Source organism: Streptomyces sp. NPDC028635 (genome assembly GCF_040637635.1).
Classification (GTDB): Bacteria; Actinomycetota; Actinomycetes; order Streptomycetales; family Streptomycetaceae; genus Streptomyces.
Map to the genome: position 1 here is coordinate 1 of NZ_JBEZWX010000016.1, position 22,754 is coordinate 22,754.

The following is a 22,754-nucleotide window of genomic DNA, read 5'->3' on the forward strand; positions in this document are numbered from 1 at the left end:
GGGGTGTCCGTCCTCGGTCCGGCCGCCCGTTTCCGACGACGGCGCCCTGTGCCGGTGCCGGCCGCTGCGGGCGGACACCCCCCACCCCGTCCCCTTCCCGCCGTCGGCGGCTGCGGGCCGTCCCGCCGACGGTTCAAACAGGCCGACGGCTGCCGTCGCGCCCCTTCGGGGGCGCGGGGAACTGCGCGACCAGCCACGACACGCCCGCACCCGCCAACGCTCTGTCACCCTGGCTGCGGGCAGTCGTGCCGCAGGCCACCGCGGGCGGTCGCGTTACGCCAGGAGGCCCGAGGACTTCCACAGGCGGCGGCCCACTCCTCGGAGGACCCCGATGTCGTCCAGGAAGTCCGTCAGCCGCTTCGCGCCCGTCTGCATGACCTCGCGGCGGTGGCCGCTGGCCTTCACCTGGGCCATCGCCTCCCGCTTGTCCAGGCCGACGTTCGTGTAGACGTCCGGGTTGATGAAGGCGATGGAGAAGACGCGGGCGAACTCACCGGAGGTGACCCGCGTGAACTCCTGCGACCACTTCGGGGCCGTCAGCATCTGGCGGCGCAGCTCCTCACGGGCGTAGCGCACGTGGCGCGCCTCCTCCACGACGTGGATGCGCGTCACGCCCCGGATGAGGGGCTGGACCCGCTCGTCCGGGAAGGTCAGCCGCTGCATCCAGTCCAGGACCTCCTCGCCGAGCAGCGTCGCCGTGAAGGATCCCGGGGTGGTCGAGATCGTCTTGAACACCCGGCCCAGGTTCTGGTGCACCCGGCTGACCGGGTACCACGGCGTGCCGCCGCGGGAGATCACCCGGGCGAACATCTTCGAGTGCCGGCACTCGTCCTCGATCTCGGTGAGGGCGTAGCGCACGTGCGCGCTCGTCGCGGCCTTGTCGTAGATGTGGCGGACGAGCAGCTGCATCAGGATCAGTTCGAACCAGATGCCGAGCGAGGCCAGCGCCGCGGCCTCGTGCTGGGAGAGCGCGATCCGCTGCTCCTCGCTCATCCGCTTCCACAGCGGTGTGTCGTAGAGCGACACCAGCTCCGGCGGCCAGAACCACTTGCCCTCCTCGAAGGGCGCGTCCCAGTCCAGCTCCTTGTCCGGGTCGAAGGAGTGCTTCGCGGAGGAGGCGAGGAGGCGTTCGGCCACCTGTTCGCGGTCCTTGAGCAGGCCGAGCGCGTCGCGCAGGCCGTCCAGCGCCTCGGCTTCCGTCAGGGTCGTCGTCATGGCTGATCCACCTCGTCGTGCGGGGGGCAGGGCGGAGTTACCCGCCGGTCACTCCTCTTATGAGACTGCCTGTCAGCAAGCGCGTCAATCCCCGTGCAGCAAGTCGCGTCTTCCGTGTGCCGAGGAACTCGTTGACCGCGCGTCCGGCCCGTGTGAGCCTGCCGTGCATGCCGACCTTCGACCTGTACGCCGACGATCCGGGCGCCTCGCACTGGGAGGTGCCCGCCTCCGGCGCGGCCCGCTTCAGCTGGGAGTACGACGACGGCCGCGACCGCCTGCTCGCCCTCTACCAGAAGGGCAAGGACAAGCAGTGGGACGGGGCCCTGCGCATCGACTGGGATCTGGAGGTCGACCCCCACGACCCGCTGGGGACGCCGGACGAGGCCATGTCCGTGTACGGGAGCCGGCACTGGGACAAGATGTCCGACCGGGACCGCCGTGAGCTGCGGCGGCACTACGCCTCCTGGCAGTTCAGCCAGTTCCTGCACGGCGAGCAGGGCGCCATGATCTGCGCGGCGCGCATCGTGGAGTCGGCGCCGGACATGGACGCGAAGTTCTACTCCGCGACCCAGACCATGGACGAGGCCCGGCACGCCGAGATCTACGGCCGCTTCCTGCACGAGAAGATCGGGCTGGTCTACCCGATCAACGACAATCTGCAGTCCCTGCTGGGGGACACGCTGCGGGACAGCCGGTGGGACATGCCGTACCTGGGCATGCAGGTGCTCATCGAGGGGCTGGCGCTGGCCGCCTTCGGCATGATCCGGGACACGACCGACAAGCCGCTGCCCAAGCAGATCCTCGCGTACGTGATGCAGGACGAGGCGCGGCACGTCGCCTTCGGGCGCATGGCCCTGCGTGACTACTACCGGCAGCTCACCGACGCCGAACTGCGCGAGCGCGAGGAGTTCGTCATCGAGGGCTGCTACCTGATGCGCGACCGGCTGCGCGGGACCGAGGTGCTGGAGAACTTCGGCATCCCCAAGGCCGAGGCCGAGCAGCTCAGTGAGCACTCCGAGTTCCTGCGGCTCTTCCGCAAGCTGCTGTTCAGCCGGATCGTGCCCTGTGTGAAGGACATCGGGCTGTGGGGCAAGCGGCTGCAGCAGGCCTATGTCGACCTGGGCGTCCTGGAACTCGGCGACTCCGACCTGGACCTGCTCATGAACCAGGACGAGGAGATAGCCGAACGGCTCGACGCCGAGCGCTTCGCGGCGGAGGAGAGGGAGCGCGTCGAAGAGGTCGGCGCGGCGATCCGGGAAGGGGAGGGGGCGGAGGCGGCCGGGGCCTGACGTGTCACCCGCGTGGAGTACGGTTCTGGCGTGTCCACGCCTCCCCAGAATCCTTACGGCCGGCAGCCTCAGAACCCCTACGGACAGGGGCCCTGCGGCCAGAACCCGTACGGCGCGCAGCAGCCCCAGGCCCCGTACGGGCAGCCCCCGGCCGCCGGACAGCCCCAGGCCCCGTACGGACAGCCCCAGGCCCCGTACGGGCAGCCCCCCGCCGCCGGCGGACAGCCGCCCTACGCGGCCTACGGCCAGCAGCCCCCGGGTCCCTACCCGCCGCAGCCCCAGGGCTGGGGCGCGCCGCCGCCCAGGAAGCGGCGCGGACTCGTCATCGGCATCGTCGGCGGTGTCGTCGCCCTGATCGTGGTGGTCGTGGCCGCGCTCGCGCTGGCCGGCTCCAAGGGCGGCGGCTTCCCCGAGGCCAAGAACAAGCTCGTGCTGTCCAAGACGCTGCTGAACGGGCGTTACACGCTCAGCCAGGACCTGTCCGGCTCCGAGGGAAAGAAGATCGAGGACGAGGCCGACGGCTCCTGGGACGCCAAGGACACCCACGCCGTCGTCGGCCAGTACGCCCTCGGCGGCGACCAGACCAAGGGCACCCTGGTGGTCTCCGGCATGTACGGGCGCTTCAAGCACCCGGACCGGGCCCGCGACAACATGATGAAGGGGGCCGGAGAGGGCGAGGCCAAGGTCGTCGTACCCCCGAAGGACTTCCACCCCGACGCCTCCGGCATCACGGTGACCTGCGAGGTGCTCACCCAGGTGCAGATGGGCACCACGCTGACCGTGCCGATGTGCGGCTGGGCCGACGACAACACCGGCGCCTCCATCGCCGAGATCACCGCCGAGACCATGACGCAGGACCCGCAGAAGGTCGACCTGGAGGCCGCCGCGAAGACCGCGCTCCAGGTCCGCACCGAACTCCTCAAGCCGGTCTGAGCTACGCCGGGCACTCCAGGTCCTCGGCGGCCACGCCCCGCACGGGCGAGGCACCGAGGACCGGCTCCGCGTGCTGCGCAGGGAACGGGGCGCGCAGGGTGAAGGCGTACGGCGTGGGGCCGTGGGTGCGCAGGTGCAGCAGCCGGGCCTCGGCCTCGGCGACCGTCGGACGGTGGCCCGCCGGCACCCACCACAGGGTCGCCATCGCCTCCCGCACCCGCTCGAAGAACTCCCGGCGCCGGGCCAGCAACTCCCGGTGCAGACCCCGGTACATGAAGGCCGTCAGCGCGTCGGAGTCCCGCCACACCGACATGTTGATGATCAGCCACTCGTCGCCGAAGACCGCGATGTCGGTGGCGTCGCCGCCGTCGCTCTGCAACCGCCACACGAAACCGTCCGCCGCGTCCGCGTCGGCGTTGACGGGGTCGAGGCCGTCGACGAAGTCCTTCAACTCGGGTGAGTCCAGCGGGAATCGAAGGCGGGCGATGTTGACCTGGGCGAGTTCGAACGGGGCGTCAGTCATGACCGAACGGTAGGTCGGGCCGTCCGCCCGGCAGAAGCCCCGTCTCACGAACCGAGCACCGCCTGCATCACCGCCCGGGCGATCGGCGCCGCCGTACCGCCGCCGCTGATCTCGCCGCGGTTCGCGGAGCCGTCCTCCACCACCACGGCGACCGCGACCCGCGCCTCCATGTCCCGCTCGTCCTGCGCCCACGACACGAACCAGGCGTACGGCGTACCCGAGTTGCCGAGGCCGTGCTGCGCCGTGCCGGTCTTGCCGCCCACGATCGCGCCGGGGATCGCCGCGTTGGTGCCGGTGCCCTCGCGCACCACGCCCTCCATCAGCCTGCGCAGCTTCGCCGCCGTCGACGGGAGCATCGCCTGCCGCGTCGGACGCGGCCCCGCCGTGGTCACCGTCGCACCGCCGCGCCGCGTGGTGCGCTCCACCAGATACGGCGTCCGCAGCCGCCCCCCGTTGGCGACCGCCGCCGCGACCATCGCCATCTGCAACGGCGTGGCCCGCGTGTTGTACTGGCCGATCGACGACAGCGCCAGCTGCGCCCGGTCCACGGTCGTGTCGAAGGTGCTGGGCGCCACCGAGAACGGGATGCGCAACCGCTTGTCGTTGAAGCCGAAGGCCTGCGCCGTGCGCACCATCCGCGCGGCACCGACGTCCACGCCGAGCTTGGCGAACACCGTGTTGCAGGACCACTCGAAGGCGTCCCGCAGCGAGACGTCCCGGCAGCCGTCGCCCTCGTTCGTCAGCCAGGTCGTCGTCCCCGGCAGCCGGTAGGGGTCCGGGGAGGTGGTCGGCTCGTCCGGGTTCCTGAACAGGCCCGCGTCCAGCGCCGCCGCCGCGGTGACCACCTTGAAGGTGGAACCGGGCGGATACGTCTGCCGCACGGCCCGGTTCAGCATCGGCCGCTCCGGATCGGCGTTCAGCCGCGCCCAGGCACGGGCCGCCTCCGGCCCGTTCCCGGACAGCGCACCGGGGTCGTACGACGGAGACGACACCAGCGCCAGGATGCGTCCCGTCGCCGGCTCGATCGCCGCCACGGCGCCCTTGCGTCCGGCCAGCCCCTCGTAGGCCGCCCGCTGCGCCTGCGGGTCGAGGGTGGTCACCACCTCGCCGCCCGGGTCGCGGGCCCGGGTCAGGTCGCCGACCAGCGGCAGCGACGCCAGCAGCGGATCGGTGCCGGCCAGTACGGCGTCCTCGGTGTGCTCCAGCAGCGTCGTGCCGTACTCCTGGGAGGAGAACCCGGTGACGGGCGCGTACAACGGGCCGTCGGTGTAGGACCGTTCGTAGCGCAGCTGCTCGCCGGAGTCCCGGGAGCCGGTGACCGGCCGGCCGCCCACCACGATGTCGCCGCGGGGCTGGGCGTACCGGGCGATGGTGGGGCGGCGGTTGGCCGGGTTGTCGTTGTAGCCGCCGGCGACGACGAGCTGGACGCGGGCGGCGTTGACCAGCAGGGCGACCAGCAGCAGGGCGCAGAAGGCGGCGGAGTGGCGGATGGTGCGGGTCATGGCGCCTCCGGGGCGGCACCGGGCCGCCGGGCCGAGTCGCTGACGCGGATGAGCAGGGCGAGGATGGCCCAGTTGGTGACGACCGAGGAACCGCCCTGTGCGAGGAACGGCATCGCCATCCCGGTCAGCGGGATCAGCCCGGTCACCCCGCCCGCGATGACGAAGACCTGGAGCGCGACGATCGAGGCGAGGCCGACGGCGAGCAGCCGCCCGAAGGGGTCGCGCAGCGCGAGCCCGGCGCGGTAGCCGCGCTCCACGAGCAGGCCGTAGAGCAGGAAGACGGCCGACAGCCCGGCGAGTCCCAGCTCCTCCCCGGCGGTGGCGAGGATGAAGTCGGACTTGGTGGCGAACCCGATGAGGACGGAGTGCCCGAGGCCGAGTCCGGTGCCGAGCAGCCCGCCGGCCGCGAACGCGAACAGCGACTGGGCGAGCTGGTTGGCGCCCTGCCCGGCCTGGATGGAGGCGAACGGATGCAGCCAGTCCTCGATCCGCGCGTGCACATGCGGCTCCAGCTGCCCCACGGCGACGGCCCCCAGCGCGGCGAGCACCAGCCCGACGGCGATCCACCCCTTGCGCCCGGTGGCGACGTAGAGAAGGACGACGAACAGCCCGAAGAACAGCAGTGAGGTCCCGAGGTCCCGCTCCAGCACCAGCACCCCGACGCTCACCAGCCACACCGCGACGATCGGCCCGAGGACCCGCCCGGTCGGCAGCTGCATCCGCCACACCCGCCGCCCGGCGTACGTCAGCGCGGTGCGGTTCGCGGCGAGGTGGGCGGCGAAGAAGACGGCCAGCAGCACCTTGGCGAACTCCCCGGGCTGGATGGAGAACCCGGCGATCCGGATCCAGATCCGGGCCCCGTTCACGGCGGGGAAGAGGATCGGCAGCGTGAGCAGCGCGAGCGCCGCGGCCACGCACACATAGGCGTAGCGCTGGAGCACCCGGTGATCGCGCAGCATGGCGACGACGACGATGAAGAGCCCCACCCCGAGCGTCGACCACACCAGCTGCGTCGGCGCCGCCCGGTCGCCGGGCGTCTCGAGATCCAGCCGGTAGATGAGCACCAGCCCGAGCCCGTTGAGCAGGACCCCGATCGGCAGCAGCAGGGGATCGGCGTACCGGGCGCGCAGCCGGACGATCAGATGCGCCAGCAGCGCGAGGACGCCGAGCCCGGCGCCGTAACCGGCGGCGCCCGGCGGCACGGCGCCGGTGCGGCCCAGGCCCACCACGCAGTAGCCGCACACCGACAGCAGGACGGCGACGACGATGAGGGCGAGTTCGACACCGCGGCGCCGGGGCAGGGGGACCGGGGGAGCGGGCGTGTCCGCCACTGCCACGGTGATTCCGGTTCCGGCCTTCGTCATGTCCGGAACTTACCCAAACAGGGCGACTTGTGCCGCGCCTGCGGGGCGAGCGGGTGAGGGTGTGTCAGGGACGTCAGCACCAGCGGGGCGACGACCCGAGGACCTGGATGTAGCGGGCGGAACCCCAGGCCCAGGTGCCGTCCGTCAGCAGGTACCACAGGCGGTCGCCGTCGACGCTCTGGCCGCGGGTCTGGCAGTAGATCGAGACGATCTGACCGCGGCGCACGGAACGGATCACCTGGCTCCCCCGGTTGGGCGCGCTGCGCAGCAGCAACGTCCCGGCGGTGACCCGCCCCCGCGCAAGCCGCGACTCATGACCGCCGCCGCCCTGCTGCTGCCAGCTCCCCCCGTCGCCGCCGCCATCGCCGCCCTGCTGCTGCCAGCTCCCGCCGCCCCCGTCGCCTCCGGCGTCGCCGCCCTGCTGCTCCCAGCCGGCGTTGCCGCCGTCCCCGCCGCCCTGCTGTTCCCAGCTGCCACCGCCCCCGCCGTCACCGCCCTGGCTGGAGGCCGAGGAGCTGTCCTCCCCCCATCCGTCATCGGCGACGGCAGGCGTACCGGCAACGGCACTGGCGAACACGACGGTGGCGGCGGCTATGGCGAACCGCGCGAGACGGGGCCGACGAGACATGGGTACCTCCACGAGGAACCTGAGGGGTCAAAACCTGACTAACCGCCACGTTAGGAGCCGACGCGGAGCGCTGCCCGAATTGCTGGGCCATCGGGAGGGGGTGGCGGGGTCGCCCCCACCGGCCACCGGGCAGCAACGGGCCGCCGCAGGCAAAAAGGGGGGCGGGGAACTGCGCGACCAGCCACCACGCACGCGCGGACGAACCACCGCCGGAGGGCCATGGGGCGGAGCCGCTGGCGGGGTCCGGGGCGGAGCCCCGCGACGGCACCTCTTGCGCAAGATCAACCCGACCCCGGCGGCACCCTTGCGCAAGAGCAACCCCACCCCGGCGGCACCCTTGCGCAAGATCACCCCCCAACCGGCGGAGCCCCCGGCAGGGACAGCGTCGCCAGTGCCCCGCCCCCCACCGCGTTCGCGAACGTCAGCCGGGCGCCCAGGACCTCCGCCTGCCCCAGCGCGATCGTCAGCCCCAGCCCGTGCCCCGTCGCACCCCCCTCCGTACGGAACCGCTGCGGCCCGTGCGTGACGAGGTACTCCGGATAGCCGTCCCCGTGGTCCCGTACGGTCACCACCGGCCCGTCCACCGTCACCACCACCGGCCCCTTGCCGTGCCGGTGCGCGTTGGACACCAGGTTCCCCAGCACCCGCTCCAGCCGACGCCGGTCCGTCTCCACCCGCGCGTCCCGCACGACCCGGACCTCCGTCGGCGTCCCCGACGCCCGCACCACCCGCTCGGCCAGCGCCCCCAGCTCCTCGCTGTCCACGTCGAGCCGCTCCCGCCCGGTGTCCAGGCGCGAGATCTCCAGCAGGTCCTCCGTGAGGGTGCGCAGCGCGGCCACCCGGTCGCGCACCAGCTCCGTGGGCCGCCCCGCGGGCAGCAGCTCCGCGGCGGCGTGCAGCCCCGTCAGCGGCGTACGCAGCTCATGCGCCACATCCGCGGTGAACCGCTGCTCCGCCAGCAGCTTGCCCTGCAACGACGCGGCCATGGAGTCCAGCGCGGCGGCGACCGCCGCGACCTCGTCCTGCGGCCGTGACGGGTCCCCGGCCCGCGGGTCGTCCACCCGCGCGTCCAGATCCCCGGCGCTGATCCGCCGCGCGACCCGCGCCGTGGCGTGCAGCCGCCGCGTCACCCGGCTCACCGCGAACGCCCCCACCAGCACGGTCGCCCCGATCGCCAGCGCCGACGACCACAGGATCGCCCCGTCCAGCCCCTGGATCGTGCGGGCCTGCTGCGCGTAGTCCACGCGTACCGCGAGCGCGTGCCCGCCCTCCACGGGCCCCGCCGCCCACATCGCCGGCTCCCCGCGGTGCTCGCCGACCATCGTGCCCCGCTCCCCGGCCGCCGCCAGCGTCCGCAGCCGTGCGGGCAGGTCGGGGGGATCGACCCCGGCGTTCGGCAGCAGCGTGTCGCCGGCCTCGAAGGCCTGCGTGGCGTCCGCGAGCCGGGCGAGCGCCAGGTCGCGGGCCTGGCCGACGGTCTGGTTCGTCACCTGCACGTGCACCAGCACGCCGAGCAGCGCGGCCAGCGCACAGCACATCACGGTGATGAACGCGGCCGCCCGCACCGCCAGCGGCCCGGACCACTGCGGCAGCACGGACCTCATCGCCCACCTGCCGACCCGGAGGCCGACGGCGAAGCAGCCCCCGACGCCGAGGACGACGCGGCGCCCGACGCCGACGCCGACGCGGCGGGCTTGCGCTGCGGATGCCCCGGGTGCACCCCGCTCCCGGTGCGCACCATCTCGTCGTGGGTGAGCAGCATCGCCTTCTGGTCCGGATCCCAGGTCCACTCGAGCCGGTACTCGTAGCGCGCCAGATCGGACGGCGAGCTGAGCACGAGCGAACGCCCGGCCACCTCGACGGCGCTCACCGCGTCCTCCCACTTCATGACCTGCACCAGCCGGTGGTGGTCCACGGTGTACACCCGCACGGCCGTCATGGGCCCGGGCAGCAGCCGGAACCCGAGGGCCAGATCGTCGTGCCCGTCCCCGGTCAGGTCCCGGTAGTACGGCTTGAGCACCGGGCAGCGCCCCCGCTCGGGCCCCTGCCCACAGGCGTCACGCACCAGCCGGGCCGTCTCGGGGAACGTCTCGCCGCTCTTGCCGCCCGTCTTGTACCGCTCCGGGTGCGCCGCGATCTCCGCGCGCACGATCGCCGCCGGATCGACCTTGCGGATGTCGTCGCCGGGCACGGACACGCCCTTGACCACCTCGCGCTCGACCTCGTCGATGTCGTACGCCGGGGACGACGCCGGTGTCAGCTCCGGCCACAGCCGGGCCGGGCTGACCGCGACCTGCGTGGGCCCGGCGCCCTCCAGGGACCCGGTGTCACCGCAGGCGGTCAGGGCGGCGCCCAGCACGACGGCCAGGACGGCGAGCAGGGCACGCGGGCGGCGAGGGGGCACGGGACTCCTGTGGGTAGGGATGTTCGAGGGCCCCGTACACCATATTCGTAGGTAAGTCCTTTTTGCTGTTCGGAACCCACTCGCTGCTGTCCGGGACCCTGCTCGGGAACCTACTCGGCCAGCTCCTCCAGCAACCGCACCGTCGGCAGCCCGGCCCGCAGGTACGCCACGAACAGCTCGTTGTGCAGGGCCCATGGCGAGCGACGGGACCGTATCAGCCGTATGGCGTCCTCCACCGGGTGGCCCCGGTGGATCAGCGCCTGCGCGACGACCAGGCCGGAGCGGTTGTAGCCGTGGTAGCAGCGCACCAGCACCCGCCGGCCGTCGTCCAGCGCCTCGCCCACCGCCCGGGCCAGCCGCAGCACCCCCGCGAGCTGGGTGCCGTCCAGCGGCCCGTCCGGGATGTCCCACACATGGTGCTCGACCCCGGGATCCGGCCCGTGCCCCGGCAGCCGCAGCAGTGTCTGCACCAGTTCGAACTCGTCCCGTACGACGGCGAACTCCAGCCCGCCGGACGTCCCCCGGAACTCGTGCCCGCCCATCCACAGGCCCGGCACGATCTCGCTCCACGGGCTGTCCGGAGCGGGCACATCGGGCTGTTTCCCACGCGTACGCAACGGCGCCTCCCCAACCCCGCTCACCACGGTCCCCGCCCGCGCAACTCCCTCCCAAGGTAGCCGCCTTCTTGCCCCGGGAGCACCCTGCCTGTTCCCATGGTCATGGGGTGATGGGGCATGAGCCGACTGCGCGTCATACCGACCTACCGACACGGCCGCGAACGGCTGTACGTCTGCTCCACGGACGGACGGAACATCGCCTGGTACGACCGGGAGGCCGGCCGGGTGAACCTGCTCAGCGAAGACCACCGGGAGGCCGTCCTGGACGCCCTCGGCCCGTTCCTCACCGGCCAGGTCGCCGTGGGCCCGCCGCCCGTGCCGACCCCCGCCGAGCTGGCCCGGCTCAGCCTCCACCCGGACGACGACCTCGCCCCCAACCGGCCCGGCGAGGCCCTCCTGATCGCCCTGGAGCGCGAACCGGGCCCCGCGCACCGGCTGCGCCCGGACCCGCGCCGCCGGGCGCTGGAGGCGGAGCAGTGCGTCGGTAAGGCACTGGACCGGCTGGACGGGGCCGGCTGGCACGCGCTGCACTCCGTCCCGCTGCCCGGCGGCGACCGCGTCCACCACCTGCTGATCGGCCCCGGCGGACTGTTCGCGCTGCACGCCGTGCACGCCCGCAAGCAGAAGGTCACGGTGGACGGGCCGCTGCTCACCCTGGGCCGGCGCGACCCGGTGCCGCTGCCGCGGGACGTCCGCGCGGCCGCCGCCCGCGCCTCGTACGCGCTGACCGCCGAGGTCCGCCCGGTGCTGTGCCTGCTCGCCCCCGCGTCCGTCCAGGTCGCCGTACCGCCGCGCGAGGTCCGCGTCATGACGGACACGGAGCTGCCGGAGCTGGCCCGCCAGGGCGGCGTACTGAAACCGGCGGACGTGGAGGCCCTGCACGCGATGGCCCGGGACCGCACCACCTGGGCCCGCGTCTGAGCGCTCAGGGCACGCTTCCCGCGCGCCCCGGCTCCAGCAGCGGTGCCAGCAGGTCGCCGTGGTCCTGGAGCCGGGGCGCGATGTCGCCGGCGCCGAACGCCAGCTGCTCCGGCGCCCCGCAGTCCTCGACCTCCTCCCAGGTCACGGGCGCGGACACCCACGGGTGCGACCGGGCCCGCAGCGTGTAGGGCGTCGCGGTGGTCTTGCGGGCGGCGTTCTGGCTCCAGTCGACGAACACCTTCCCGGGCCGCAGGCTGCGCGTCATACGGTGCAGCGCGAGACGCGGCATGGCCTTCTCCGCCTCCACGGCGAGCTGCTTGGCGTACTCGGACGTGCGCTCCGACGGCGCCGGCTGCACCGACGCCAGCAGATGCAGCCCCTTCGACCCGGACGTCTTGGCGTACGCCTCGATCCCGTCCTGCCCGAGCCGCTCCCGCAACCACAGGGCGACCTCGCAGCACTCGACGACACTCGCGGGCGGTCCGGGGTCGAGGTCGAAGACGATCCGGTCGGCGACGTCGGGTGTCTGCACCCGCCACTGGTGCGTGTGGAACTCCGCGACCTGGTTCGCCGCCCACATCAGGCTCGGCAGATCCTGGACGACCACCATCCGGGACGGCCCCTCCGACCGGGGCACCGCGGCGGTCGTGACCCAGTCGGGCGTACCGGGCGGCACGTTCTTGGTGAAGAAGAGCTGCCCGTCCGGGCCGTCCGGATAGCGCAGGAAGGACACCGCGCGGTCCCGCAGATGCGGCAGCAGCGCCTCGGCCGTGGTCGCGTAGTAGTGCAGCACCTCGGCCTTGGTGAACCCGGTCGCCGGATACAGCACCTTCTCCAGGTTGCTGAGCGCGATCCGCCGCCCCTCCACCTCTGTGATCGGCGTCATACGATGAGAATTCCCCGCAAGAGGGAGATATCCGTACATATGCGGATGAACCTGACCGAAAGGGTGTGCACGTGAGATCCATATGGAACGGCGCCATCTCGTTCGGCCTGGTCAGCATCCCGATCAAGCTGGTGAACGCGACCGAGAGCCACTCCATCTCCTTCCGCCAGATCCACACGGAGGACGGCGGCCGCATCCGCTACCGCAAGTTCTGCGAGCTGGAGGACCGGGAGGTCACCCAGGCGGAGATCGGCAAGGGCTACGAGGACGCGGACGGCTCGATCATCCCGATCACCGACGAGGACCTGGCCAGTCTGCCGCTGCCCACGGCGAAGACGATCGAGATCGTGGCCTTCGTCCCGGCGGACCGGATCGACCCGCTCCAGATGGACGCCGCGTACTACCTCGCCGCCAGTGGCGCCCCGGCCGCCAAGCCGTACACCCTGCTGCGCGAGGCGCTCAAGCGCAGCAACAAGGTCGCCATCGCCAAGTACGCGCTGCGCGGGCGCGAGCGCCTCGGCATGCTCCGGGTCGTCGGCGACGCCATCGCCATGCACGGCCTGCTGTGGCCTGACGAGGTCCGCGCCCCCGAGGGCGTTGCCCCCGACGCCGACGTCACCGTCCGCGACAAGGAGCTCGACCTCGCGGACGCCCTGATGGACACCCTCGGCGAGGTCGACATGGACGACCTGCACGACGAGTACCGCGAGGCGGTGGAGGAGGTCATCGCCGCCAAGGTCTCCGGCACGGCCCCGCCCGAGGCCCCCGAACCCGCGGCCGGCGGCACGGTCCTGGACCTCATGGCGGCCCTGGAGAACAGCGTGCGCGCGGCCCGCGAGTCCCGGGGCGAGGGCGGCGGCCCGGCGGCCGGTGAGGAGGAGGCCGAGGTCAGGCCGCTGCGGGGGCGCAAGACGGCGAAGAAGACGGCGGCTCCCGCGTCGGCGAAGAAGGAGCCGGCGAAGAAGTCCGCCGCGAAGAAGACCACGGCCTCGGCGAAGAAGACGACCGCGAAGTCGGCACAGGGCACCGGCGCGAAGAAGACGGCGGCCGCGTCGAAGACCACGGCCAAGAAGACCCCGGCGAAGAAGACGGCGTCCCGCAAGCGCAGCGCGTAGCGCAGCGCGTAAGGGGACGCCGACCCTCTCCGGGCGACGGGTCAGGCCACTCGCCGAAGCGCGAGCACGGCGTTGTGCCCGCCGAACCCGAAGGAGTTGCTGAGCACCAGGTCACCCTGGCGGGGCAGCGGGCGCGCCGCCCCCGTGACGACATCGAGCCCGATGGAGGGGTCGATCGCCGTGCTCCCGACCGTCGGCGGTACGACGCCGTCGCGCAGCGTGAGCACGGCGGCGACGGCTTCGACACCACCGGCGGCGCCCTGCAGATGTCCGAGGTTCCCCTTGAGCGCGGTCACCGGGACGCCCCGCTGACCCAGCACGCCCCGCAGCGCGGCGGCCTCCGCGAGGTCCCCCTCCACGGTCGCGGTGGCATGCGCGTTGACGTGGACGACGTCGACGACATGCCCGCCGGCGTCCCGCAGGGCCCGCCGCAGCGCCAGAGCGACGCCGCTCCCGCTCGGATCGGGTGCGGCCATGTGGTGGGCGTCGGCGGACAGCCCCCACCCGGCGGCCTCGCAGTAGATCCTCGCCCCCCGGGCCCGGGCGTGCTCCTCGGCCTCCAGGACGAGCACGCCGGCGCCCTCCCCGTTGACGAACCCGTCCCGGTCCTCGGCGAAGGGCCGGGACGGCGAGAGCCCGTCCTTGACCTCATGCGTGGACAGCGCCCGCATGGCGGCGAAGGAGGCCATGATCGCCGGCGTGACGACGGCCTCGGCGCCCCCGGCGAGGGCGACGTCGATCCGGCCGTACCGGATGCGGTCGATGGCCTCCCCGATGGCCTCGGTCCCGGACGCGCAGGCGCTGGTGACGGTCCGGGCCTCCCCGGTGATGTGCAGATCGAGGGAGACCTGTGAGGCGGCCTGCGAGGGCACGGTCATGGGCGTGGTGAGCGGCGAGACCGCGCGGGGCCCGCGGTCCCGCAGCTTGCGGTCCCCGCCGACGAGCACCGACGCGTCCCCGAGAATCGCCCCGAGGCAGACCCCGACCCGCGAGGGATCGATGTGGCTGGCCTCGGTGCCGCCCTCCTGGAACCCGGCGTCCCCCCATGCCTCCCGGCCCGCCAGCACGGCGAACTGCGCGGCCCGGTTCATCCGCCGCGCGACGGCCCGCGGCAGCACCTCACCCGGATCGACGGGCACGACCCCGGCGGTCCGCACGGGCAGCTCGGCGAACTCGGGGTCGTCGACCTCCCGTATCCCGTGCCGCCCCTCCAACAGCCCCCGCCACAGCTCCCCGACCCCGAGCCCGAGCGGAGTCACGGCCCCGAGCCCGGTGACGACGACGCGCCGGGCGCGCGGAACGGAGGCGTGGGCGCTGGGCCGGGGGCTGTACCGCACGACGACCTCGTCATCACGCAGGGCGTCACCCGCCCACCCGCGCACGTCCTCGTCGGAGTGAGCGACGCCACTCCCGTCATCGAGATCCCGGTGCCAGACCCCCCACCGCCGCACGTACGTCTCCTCGACGGCCCCCGGATCGACGACGCGCAGCACACCGACCCGATCCCCGTCCCGGAACCGAGCCCCCGCCACGTCGTCGGACTCGACGAGCCCCACGCCGGCGGGATCGACCCGATACCCGGCGACGGTGAGCCGAGCGTCCCGTGCGACCAGGTGGTCCCGCTCCCTGCCCCCGAGCGCGGGCCGCAGGGAGAGCCGTATCCACTCGGGAGCCTCCGGCACCGTGTGCACGACGACGTACCAGCGGGCCCGCGCGCCCCCGTCGGCGCCGACTCCGGCATCGGCCGCGGCCTTGGCATCGGCTGTGCCCTCGGCATCGGCGGAGAGGTCGACGAGGTCCCCGGGGATCACCTCGGCGGCGCTGACGGAGTGGGGGTCGAGAGCGAGTCGGTTTTCCGGCGTTCCGTGCGAATGGGACATACTGCACCACACTTCCTGAGCCCGAACTGGCGTAAAGCGGACGGGAATGAGTGAAGCGGGCGAACGAACGAAAAGCCACAGTTGAAAACTGAATCTGCGAACTGGGTCACATGGCTGGTGTAGACGCGCACACCCGACGAGAAGTCAGGTCATATGCACATATATTGACTTGCACCGATTCCGACATTACGGACGTGAGTGAAGTCACTAGGAGGCTCGGCCTGAACCGTGACGGCGGGCAGGGGGCGCTGGCGGGAGTGCGCGCCGAGGGGCTCCCGGCCCGGCGATCTCGCGCCACGCGCCATCAAGCCTTCGGTGCGGGACGCCTTCCCTCTCCACGTGTGGCCGGCGTCACCTTTGGGTGGGTGATGTGGACCGCAGTCCTCGGAGGTGCGGCAGCAGCAGCCGGTGATGGCGGGAGCGAGGGTGGCCGAAGCGGCGAGGCAGCTTGGGCGACCCCATTGCCGCGCCCGACGCGCCCCTTGTCCGGCTGCGGATGCGCAAGTAGACGACTGCTGACGGGACTTGTATGAAAATCTGACTACCATGCGGAACGATCAAGAGGCTCAGTGGACCGTCGGGGTCGACTCAAAGGCAGGCGCTCGCGGAGGAAGGCATTCGTCGAGGCAAGTGGGCAACGAAGAGACACCTTCCTCTCTCCCTCGCTCCCCACGGACGGCCTCCTTCGTGATGGTGCACGTAGGACAATCTCCCGAGAGCCAGCGGAACTTGCAGTACGGCATCGAGACCCGTTCGTGGGGCTTCCCGCTCTGGAAACCCGAGTACCGCTTCGCACGCCCACGCTTCGCGGTGCTGGCCACCGGAGCGGGCCCGCGTGTGCAGCTCGACGCGTGGACCACGAAGACGATCACTCTCTATCTGTTCGAAGTACGTGAGAACTTCTACGAGGCGAGGGCTCCTCACTGGCCCGACGAGGAAGCGGAGAACGCGATCAAGTACCCGGTGCGCTTCGGCATCGAGCCCTTGGCCGTGCTCAAGGACGTCTCTCTGGCTGAGGACGGGCCGCTTGGGCTGACTGCCAGTGACGCCATACGTGTTTCGGGCACCCAACGAGGCATAGGCCTGCTGGTCGACATGGACCCGCAGCCGCTGCTAGATGCCGCCGGCATCCCGGCGAACTGGTCGCAAGAGCAGACCGTGCCCCTCAACCGGGCGCCCGGCTTCACCGCGGAGCAGGTGAAACCGCCCAAGGCGGCCAAGGCACCCTCCGGCGGCGCCGGTTTCGTCTCCGACCCCAAGAAGCGCAAGGCCATCGAACTGCACGCCGAAGACATGGCCGTGGCCCACTACGAAAGGCAGGGCTGGGCGGTCGAACGCCTCGGCAAGCCGTACGACCTCCACTGCACTCGTGGCCGGGAAGAGCGCCGTGTCGAGGTGAAGGGCACGACAGGCGCAGCAACGAGCGTCGACCTGACGATCAACGAGGTCGAACACGCACGGGACCCGCAGAACACAGTGGACCTGTTCGTGGTCAGCGACATAAAGGTGCACCTCGAGATCGACAACTACACGACCAGCGGCGGCAGGATCCTGCACCTCCATGACTGGGCACCCGCCGAAGAAGACCTGAGACCACGAAGCTTCGAATACCGCTTGCCGTTCGCCTGAACGCCAGATCCCCCCTTTCCGGCTCCCTCCCTTGCATGGTCCTACGGCGCCGAGAGCGGGGGAGCCAGGCACCGGCTTACGGAACACGCCACCGACTACCGGAAGCTACGCACGCGCCTCCGGAGGGGGCTTCGGTCTCAGGCGTGTGCGTAGGTCACGGGCATCTTGCCCATCGGTTATCGATCACTCGTCCACGGATAGTCCACAAGCCGCTATCACTTCGCATCAGTGGCACACAAGCCGATGAGCATGCGACAGCTCGCCCGCCATGGACCACAGGACGCCACGACTCTGCCGTTTGAGATCCCCGACACGCTCGGGCTCAGCCACGCTTCAGAATCCAGCGCGCGGGCGAGATGGCCGACAGGCTGATCACCCGGGCCGGGAATCAGGACTGCTTGGCGTCCTTCGTCGTGGTACGAGGGATCGGAACCGAGTTCTGGTCCCCGGCCTTCCCCTTTCCGTCAAGCCCGAGGGACTGCTTGATGTTTTCGAAGTCGACGACCGGGGTGCCGATCCTGGCCACCGTGTGCCCGTGCGAGGTCAGCATGGCCTCGGCGAACGGGCTGTCCAGCGTGGCGACTCAGGTCCACGAGCGAACCTCTGCCAACGGAACAGACTGCACGATCTCGAAGTCGACCAAGAGGTCCGGGATGTCGAGGTATTTGGGCAGAATCCGGTAACGGGCGTTGTTGTCGCGGAACATCTCCAGAGCCGCGTTCCGCTCCCGGCTCTCATTGCCGGGGGATCCGGCCTCGATCCAACGAGCGATCAAGGGTGCTTCGCTCAACGGAACCGCCTTGGCGATACGCACGTACTCGGCCTTGGCCGCTCGATTGCCGCCGCTGGGCAAGTCCCCGTAGAGGTCGCATGCAGGCGTGAGGACGACCCACCAGCCGTCCTGGGGATCCCGCAGAACGTCTGCGGCGGTCACGTGTTTCGTGACCGGTGGCATCGAGTTTTGGCTTTCCTCACGCACTCCGGGACCGCGGTCGCTCACGTCGATTTCGACCTTGCCCTCGGGCGTCCGCCTCGTCTCGATGAGGATGGCGCGCTCCTTCCCCTCGGGCAGGGTGGAGAGCCAGTAGATCGAGTTCCCTACGAGGTTGTGGACCACCTGGGAGATGTCACCGGGTCAGCCGTCACTGTCACGTCCTCGCCGCTGACGGTGATCCCGTGCTTCTCGAGCGTGGCCTCGTGGACCGCGACGGCGTCGTCGATCGCGGTTTGGAGGGAAAGAGCGCGGGAACGGCCTCGCCGCCTGCCGCTCAGCGGCTCGACGCGGGTGAAGAGCCGGTCCAGAGCCTGTTCCTGCGCGGTGAGGTCGACGTGCATCTTCGCGAGAGCGGAGGCGAGCTGTTCGTCCTCCTCCCGCTTGCGGCCCACCAGCTTGTTCAGCCGGCGGAGGACGTAGGCGATGCGGGTCAGTGCCGTTCGACCGTCGTGCAGTACGACGTCGACCAGCGCTCCCAGAGTCGCGAGGCGGGAGAACTGCGAGAGGACCTCCTGAACCTTCTCGACGCTCTCGTCGATCGTTTCCTGAGCCTCCTCCAGTGCGCGGCTCAACTCGGTGTCTTCCGGGTACTTCGAGTTGACGACGTCCCGGACGGGCGAGAGCGTGAAGTTCTGGATGGGGTGTCCACCGTAATTGGATCCGACTCGCGGCTCTCTCGCTTCGGACGGCGCAGCCCGTAGCGCCAGGTCTCGAGTCGGCTCACGGCCTGGGTCAGGACGCCCTTCAGGTCCTCGTATTCCAGAGAGTCGATGAAGCCTCCCCGGTGCGACCGGTCCCGAAGCCCGGGGTCACCGTCCGCCGATATGTACACGAAACCCGCGACCTGGTTGTTGGAGAACCGCATGGTGGGGTTGTTCACACGGCGGAGGTCGAAGCCCCGCCAGTCGAAGTCGACCTCGCCGAAGGGCTGCACCCGGAAGCCGTCCCGGTAGAGGGCGACACCGCTGTTGTCCTTGATCAGCTTACGGACCTCGGTGATGTTGCGGGCCCCGAGGTCGATGTTGAGCATCTCCTTGAAGGACGCCGAGTCGAGGTCCCAGGTATGGAGGTCGAACTTCAGGCGACCGCACTTGGGTGCCCTCCCATGCGACGGGAAGAGGTACCGGTTCAGGGTCTCCGACTGCCCGGACGTCAGGTTGGTCATGGTCAGGTCGGCGAGACCGCTTTCGTCGATGGTCCCTATGAGGCGGTAGTGCGGATGCGCTAGAGCTTCGCTGGCCCCGACGAAACCGGTGTGGTGGTCCAACGGCATAGTTGGAAGGAGGGGTAGATCGCGAAGTCCGGCTGGTCGGGTACGTCCAGCTCCGCAGGAGGGGGAGGAGGGAGGAGTCGGGACAGGGACCGCTTCAGGCTCTCCACCGACTCGGCCCCCCAGCCCTGCCGAAGCCCTTCGAGCCGGACGAGGGTGCCGTGAGAGCCCATCCATGCGCCCTGCTTCTCGCTTGTGCGGAAAGCAGTTGTCGCCTCGTCGAAGAGGCGACGCGCTTGGCCGTTGTCAGCGAACACCTCGGGAGCGCCCACGTTCCACTGGACCGGTACCTGGTCGAGGTAGGCGTTCTCGGCGGCGAAGTCGCTCCAGTCGAGCCGGATGTTCACCTCGGGGCCGCCGGCCTTGCGACTCCTGATCGCGGTCACGGCGCCGAGGCGGGCTGCGGAGAAGCGCCCGCCCCCTTTGCGCCAGGAACGCGTCGCCCGAACTGCTCACTGCGCGGAGCACGGTGCCGAAACGGTGTGGCAATCTCCATCCAGGTGTCCTGGACGGTCTCGGGGGACATGCCGTGTCCGTCGTCCCACACCTCGATGGAACCGTAGCCCTCCTCCAACGGCCCGTTGAACCTGATCACAGCCAGGCTGGCATCGGCGTCGTAGGCGTTCTTGACCAGCTCGGTGAGCGCCACCCGCTCGTTGATGATCAGATCCTCGCCGAGTGTGCTCATCAGGCGCGCACGGGGACGTAGGAACGTCTGTGTGTTCTCGGAGTCCACGCTCGCCCCTCTGACCGCTTCGTACCCGCACCCCCGCCCGAGGAGCACCAGCTGGCGATCTTAACGGCGGGGAGGGCTCTGGAAACGCTGCTCAGAACATTTGGGGCAGTACGTGCCGGGGCAGCGGTCCACGGTGGGTTGCGGCACCCGGCGAAAGGGGCGCAGCCCCTGTGCTCGAACGTGTCTTCTGGTTCGGGGGTTCGTTGAGACAGGTGACGTTCGTGGACGTATCGCACCGGAACGGGGGAGTCCCGAGGAGTAACCCAAGGGGTGGTGTCCTCTAACATGGGGTGGCTCAAGAGTAGAGCACTGCTTCAAGTTACCAATGGGACACGGTGAGTGAACAGCAGTGTTCACCAGGCAGGTCACCCGCGTGACAGACGAGACTTTGCGGCGGCGTGGACCGGCCGGAAGCCTTGCCTCCGCAGCGTCGTGCGTGATCTCCTGGAGGTCGTTCAGGTCGTCAGGTACGGAGGAGTGGGTCGTGGCGAAGGAGAAGGGGGCAAAAAGCACGTATGGCGTGCCCCTGGAGCGGAGCGACTACCTCAAACTGGACAAGCACAGGCACCACTGTGAGCCGGACGATTTCAGGAAATGGGTCCAGTCCGGTTACGGAAAAGACAAACGCCTGGCTGTCGACCTCTTCTCCGGTGCTGGCGGGCTGAGTCTGGGCCTTGAACGGGCCGGATGGACCACCGCTGCGGCCGTAGACTTCGACGAGCGGGCTCGCGAGACGCATGCAGCGAACTTTCCGGGAATGAGTCTCTGCGTCGACCTCGGGGATGACATTCAGCGAGGCGAATTCGTTCAGCGAATCCTTGACTCTGGCGCCGAGATCGACATCGTCGCAGGAGGCCCTCCCTGCCAGCCGTTCAGTCGTGCCGGACGCAGCAAGATCCGACATTTGGTCGAGTACCACAACCGTGACCCGCACGATCTCCGTAAGGAGCTCTGGCGCGCCTACGTCGATGTGGTCGAGCGGCTCCTTCCACGTGCCGTCCTGATGGAGAACGTCCCCGACATGGGGCTTGGGGATGACTTCAGTGTGATCCGCATCATCGAGGCAAAGCTGGAGAGTCTCGGGTATGTGACCCAGGTGCGTCTCGTCGATGCGTGGAACTATCGCGTGCCGCAGCACAGGAAGCGTCTGATCCTCCTTGCACGGAGAGACGGCGGCGCCTTCGCGTGGGGCAAGCCGACGAAACAGACCACCCTTCGGGATGCCATCGGCGACCTTCCTGCACTCAATCCGGAGCCTTTGAAAGCGGTGGGTGCCCGAGTCGGCGACTATGACGAGCAGCAGGAGCCGAAGCCCTCTTCCTTCGCCAAGGAGATGCGCAGAAGGGCAGACAAGGGCGTAATTCACGACCACATGACGCGGCGGGTTCGTGAGGACGACTTCAGGATCTTTACGGTCATGGATTCCAAGACCCTCTACTCCGAGCTCGAAGAGAAACTGGAAGAGGACGAGAAGGATTTCCAGAGGTACGACGCGGAGCAATTCACCGACAAGTACAAGAAATTGGACTGGAATGAATTGAGTCGCACCATCACCGCGCACATCGCCAAGGACGGTTACTGGTACATCCATCCTGAAGAGGCGCGAACGCTGACCGTGCGTGAAGCTGCGAGGATCCAGACCTTCCCGGACCGCTTTCGGTTCGCGGGTACGCGGAGTGACGCCTTTCGCCAGATCGGCAACGCGGTTCCCCCACTGTTGGGCGAAGCCGCGGCCCGGGTTCTCCTGCCGCAAGATGTTCCCGCCGGGGACGAGGCCGCGGACAAGTGGCCGAAGGTACGTGAGGAATTGACCCGCTGGGCCAAGGAGCAGCGTGCGGGCAAGCAGTGGTACCAGTTCCCCGGTGGCCGGAGGATGAAGCCGCTCGGGGCTCTCGTCATGGCAGTGCTCTCAGGAAGCAAGCTGCACCCGAAGCAGCTCTCCGACGTGATGGACGAGGTCGCTGGGCACAGGGAACTGACGCAGGACGTCTATCTCGCCCTCGTGAACGCAGCGCCGACAACAGCACTCCGCAAGCGTCTGGAGGGCAGGCTCAGTCCGGTCGTCGACAAGCCCGAGGTCTGGGTGAACGCGGATTCGGTTCTTGATCACAGCAAGGTGATGGGGCTCAAGCCGGCTGAGCTCGCCTTGTTCAGGCTGCTGGCCGGCGGCGACATAATGCTGGTCGGCCAGAGTGCGTTGCGGGTGGCTGCAAGGGTTCAGAAGAACGAATCGCACCTAACCAACCGACTGACCGAGGGTCGACTCAACCTCATCAAGCTTCTCGGCGCCGGCCGGGACGCACCGGTGCGCATGGCCGCCATCAGGTTCATCGGCGAGAACCTGTGTCGTGACAAGCAGCCGTTCTGTGGAAGCTGCCCGCTGAGCGACTACTGCCCGACCCGTCCGCATGAGGACGAGGGAACCGAAGCCACCTTGGACGTTGCGGTGACCACAGGCTGAAAGGCCCTTCCCGGGAGAACAGGGCCGCTGAGGTGTGCGACGTGGGCGATGCGCTGGGCGGCCCGCCCGGCGTTGGCCCAGACCTCACACTCCCAGATGCGCACTACGGTCCATCCGGCGTCTCTCGCTGCTTCGGTGTTCCTGGCGCCCCTTTCCATGTTGGTCGTGATCTTTGGCTTCCCAGCGCAAGGCGTTCGGCCCGCGGAAGTGCCGTGTGCCGCGGGACGGGCAGCCGTGCCAGAAGCAACCGTCGACGAAGACCGCGACGGAGTACCGGGGCAGCACGAAGTCCGCCGTGCAGCGGGGAGCGACCTTACGGTGCAGCCGAAAGCGGAGCCCGAGGGCGTGGATGGCGCTCCTGAGTGTCTTTTCCGGTTAGGTGTCCCG

At 70.2% G+C, this 22,754-nt stretch carries 23 protein-coding genes; 6 read left to right on the forward strand and 17 right to left on the reverse strand.

What is annotated here, in order from left to right; genetic code table 11:
- Positions 1-273: 273 nt before the first annotated feature.
- Positions 274-1,215: a diiron oxygenase gene (locus AB0E88_RS18910; RefSeq protein ID WP_361631660.1), complete on the reverse strand. Its 942-nt coding sequence runs from the start codon at positions 1,213-1,215 to the stop codon at positions 274-276.
- A 167-nt stretch (positions 1,216-1,382) separates the two neighbouring features.
- Here AB0E88_RS18910 and AB0E88_RS18915 point away from each other — a divergent pair, with 167 nt between their 5' ends.
- Together AB0E88_RS18915 and AB0E88_RS18920 are read left to right on the forward strand one after the other, a co-directional pair.
- Complete coding sequence (locus AB0E88_RS18915; protein WP_361631662.1) at positions 1,383-2,504, forward strand: ferritin-like domain-containing protein; 1,122 nt, start codon at positions 1,383-1,385, stop codon at positions 2,502-2,504.
- Positions 2,505-2,534: 30 nt separating this feature from the next.
- Complete coding sequence (locus AB0E88_RS18920) at positions 2,535-3,437, forward strand: hypothetical protein (protein ID WP_361631664.1); 903 nt, start codon at positions 2,535-2,537, stop codon at positions 3,435-3,437.
- 1 nt (position 3,438) lies between these two features.
- Here the strand turns inward: AB0E88_RS18920 and AB0E88_RS18925 are convergent, their stop codons facing one another.
- From AB0E88_RS18925 to AB0E88_RS18955, 7 genes are all read right to left on the reverse strand, one after another.
- Positions 3,439-3,960, reverse strand: coding sequence for a DUF3291 domain-containing protein (locus AB0E88_RS18925; RefSeq protein WP_361631666.1), 522 nt, complete (start codon positions 3,958-3,960; stop codon positions 3,439-3,441).
- Between the two features lie 44 nt (positions 3,961-4,004).
- Positions 4,005-5,462: a penicillin-binding transpeptidase domain-containing protein gene (locus AB0E88_RS18930; protein WP_361631668.1), complete on the reverse strand. Its 1,458-nt coding sequence runs from the start codon at positions 5,460-5,462 to the stop codon at positions 4,005-4,007.
- Positions 5,459-6,826, reverse strand: coding sequence for an FtsW/RodA/SpoVE family cell cycle protein (locus AB0E88_RS18935; RefSeq protein WP_361631670.1), 1,368 nt, complete (start codon positions 6,824-6,826; stop codon positions 5,459-5,461). Before AB0E88_RS18935 ends, AB0E88_RS18930 begins: the two co-directional genes overlap by 4 nt.
- Positions 6,827-6,899: 73 nt before the next feature.
- The gene (locus AB0E88_RS18940; protein WP_361631672.1) at positions 6,900-7,454 is read right to left on the reverse strand and encodes an SH3 domain-containing protein; all 555 of its coding nucleotides are present in this window, start codon (positions 7,452-7,454) and stop codon (positions 6,900-6,902) included.
- 347 nt (positions 7,455-7,801) lie between these two features.
- Positions 7,802-9,058, reverse strand: coding sequence for a HAMP domain-containing sensor histidine kinase (locus AB0E88_RS18945; RefSeq protein WP_361631674.1), 1,257 nt, complete (start codon positions 9,056-9,058; stop codon positions 7,802-7,804).
- Positions 9,055-9,858: a hypothetical protein gene (locus AB0E88_RS18950; RefSeq protein WP_361631676.1), complete on the reverse strand. Its 804-nt coding sequence runs from the start codon at positions 9,856-9,858 to the stop codon at positions 9,055-9,057. Before AB0E88_RS18950 ends, AB0E88_RS18945 begins: the two co-directional genes overlap by 4 nt.
- 110 nt (positions 9,859-9,968) lie before the next feature.
- Positions 9,969-10,475 (reverse strand): protein phosphatase, encoded by a 507-nt coding sequence (locus AB0E88_RS18955; protein WP_361631678.1) that lies wholly within the window; start codon positions 10,473-10,475, stop codon positions 9,969-9,971.
- A gap of 117 nt (positions 10,476-10,592) precedes the next feature.
- Between AB0E88_RS18955 and AB0E88_RS18960 the strand changes: the two genes are divergently transcribed.
- Positions 10,593-11,396, forward strand: a complete 804-nt coding sequence (locus tag AB0E88_RS18960; protein ID WP_361631680.1) for a nuclease-related domain-containing protein — start codon at positions 10,593-10,595, stop codon at positions 11,394-11,396.
- A 4-nt stretch (positions 11,397-11,400) separates the two neighbouring features.
- Here the strand turns inward: AB0E88_RS18960 and ligD are convergent, their stop codons facing one another.
- The gene (ligD, locus tag AB0E88_RS18965; protein WP_361631682.1) at positions 11,401-12,282 is read right to left on the reverse strand and encodes a non-homologous end-joining DNA ligase; all 882 of its coding nucleotides are present in this window, start codon (positions 12,280-12,282) and stop codon (positions 11,401-11,403) included.
- 71 nt (positions 12,283-12,353) lie between these two features.
- Between ligD and AB0E88_RS18970 the strand changes: the two genes are divergently transcribed.
- Positions 12,354-13,397, forward strand: a complete 1,044-nt coding sequence (locus AB0E88_RS18970) for a Ku protein (protein ID WP_361631684.1) — start codon at positions 12,354-12,356, stop codon at positions 13,395-13,397.
- Positions 13,398-13,438: 41 nt separating this feature from the next.
- On the opposite strand, the gene AB0E88_RS18975 is transcribed toward AB0E88_RS18970, so the two are convergent.
- Positions 13,439-15,277 carry a beta-ketoacyl-[acyl-carrier-protein] synthase family protein gene (locus AB0E88_RS18975; RefSeq protein WP_361631686.1) on the reverse strand — a complete coding sequence of 613 codons (1,839 nt, stop codon included), beginning with the start codon at positions 15,275-15,277 and terminating at the stop codon, positions 13,439-13,441.
- 729 nt (positions 15,278-16,006) lie between these two features.
- Here AB0E88_RS18975 and AB0E88_RS18980 point away from each other — a divergent pair.
- A complete protein-coding gene (locus AB0E88_RS18980) occupies positions 16,007-16,906 on the forward strand; it encodes a DUF3883 domain-containing protein (RefSeq protein ID WP_361631688.1) in 900 nt (299 codons plus the stop codon).
- 388 nt (positions 16,907-17,294) lie between these two features.
- Here the strand turns inward: AB0E88_RS18980 and AB0E88_RS18985 are convergent, their stop codons facing one another.
- From AB0E88_RS18985 to AB0E88_RS19010, 6 genes are read right to left on the reverse strand one after another with little or no spacing between them, the layout of a single operon-like run.
- On the reverse strand, positions 17,295-17,456 hold the full coding sequence (locus AB0E88_RS18985) for a hypothetical protein (protein WP_361631690.1): 162 nt from the start codon (positions 17,454-17,456) through the stop codon (positions 17,295-17,297).
- A 33-nt stretch (positions 17,457-17,489) separates the two neighbouring features.
- Positions 17,490-18,023 carry an ATP-binding protein gene (locus AB0E88_RS18990; RefSeq protein ID WP_361631692.1) on the reverse strand — a complete coding sequence of 178 codons (534 nt, stop codon included), beginning with the start codon at positions 18,021-18,023 and terminating at the stop codon, positions 17,490-17,492.
- On the reverse strand, positions 18,005-18,472 hold the full coding sequence (locus AB0E88_RS18995; RefSeq protein WP_361631694.1) for a hypothetical protein: 468 nt from the start codon (positions 18,470-18,472) through the stop codon (positions 18,005-18,007). Before AB0E88_RS18995 ends, AB0E88_RS18990 begins: the two co-directional genes overlap by 19 nt.
- A complete protein-coding gene (locus AB0E88_RS19000) occupies positions 18,469-19,167 on the reverse strand; it encodes a hypothetical protein (protein WP_361631696.1) in 699 nt (232 codons plus the stop codon). Before AB0E88_RS19000 ends, AB0E88_RS18995 begins: the two co-directional genes overlap by 4 nt.
- Entirely contained in the window at positions 19,125-19,556 is a 432-nt protein-coding gene (locus AB0E88_RS19005) for a hypothetical protein (RefSeq protein ID WP_361631698.1), read from the reverse strand. Before AB0E88_RS19005 ends, AB0E88_RS19000 begins: the two co-directional genes overlap by 43 nt.
- Positions 19,553-19,906: an ATP-binding protein gene (locus tag AB0E88_RS19010; RefSeq protein ID WP_361631700.1), complete on the reverse strand. Its 354-nt coding sequence runs from the start codon at positions 19,904-19,906 to the stop codon at positions 19,553-19,555. Before AB0E88_RS19010 ends, AB0E88_RS19005 begins: the two co-directional genes overlap by 4 nt.
- A gap of 484 nt (positions 19,907-20,390) precedes the next feature.
- On the opposite strand from AB0E88_RS19010, the gene AB0E88_RS19015 reads away from it, so the two are divergent.
- A complete protein-coding gene (locus tag AB0E88_RS19015; RefSeq protein ID WP_361631702.1) occupies positions 20,391-22,367 on the forward strand; it encodes a DNA cytosine methyltransferase in 1,977 nt (658 codons plus the stop codon).
- Positions 22,368-22,451: 84 nt separating this feature from the next.
- Here AB0E88_RS19015 and AB0E88_RS19020 read toward each other — a convergent pair whose 3' ends face one another.
- Positions 22,452-22,718 carry a hypothetical protein gene (locus tag AB0E88_RS19020; protein ID WP_361631900.1) on the reverse strand — a complete coding sequence of 89 codons (267 nt, stop codon included), beginning with the start codon at positions 22,716-22,718 and terminating at the stop codon, positions 22,452-22,454.
- Positions 22,719-22,754: the final 36 nt, after the last annotated feature.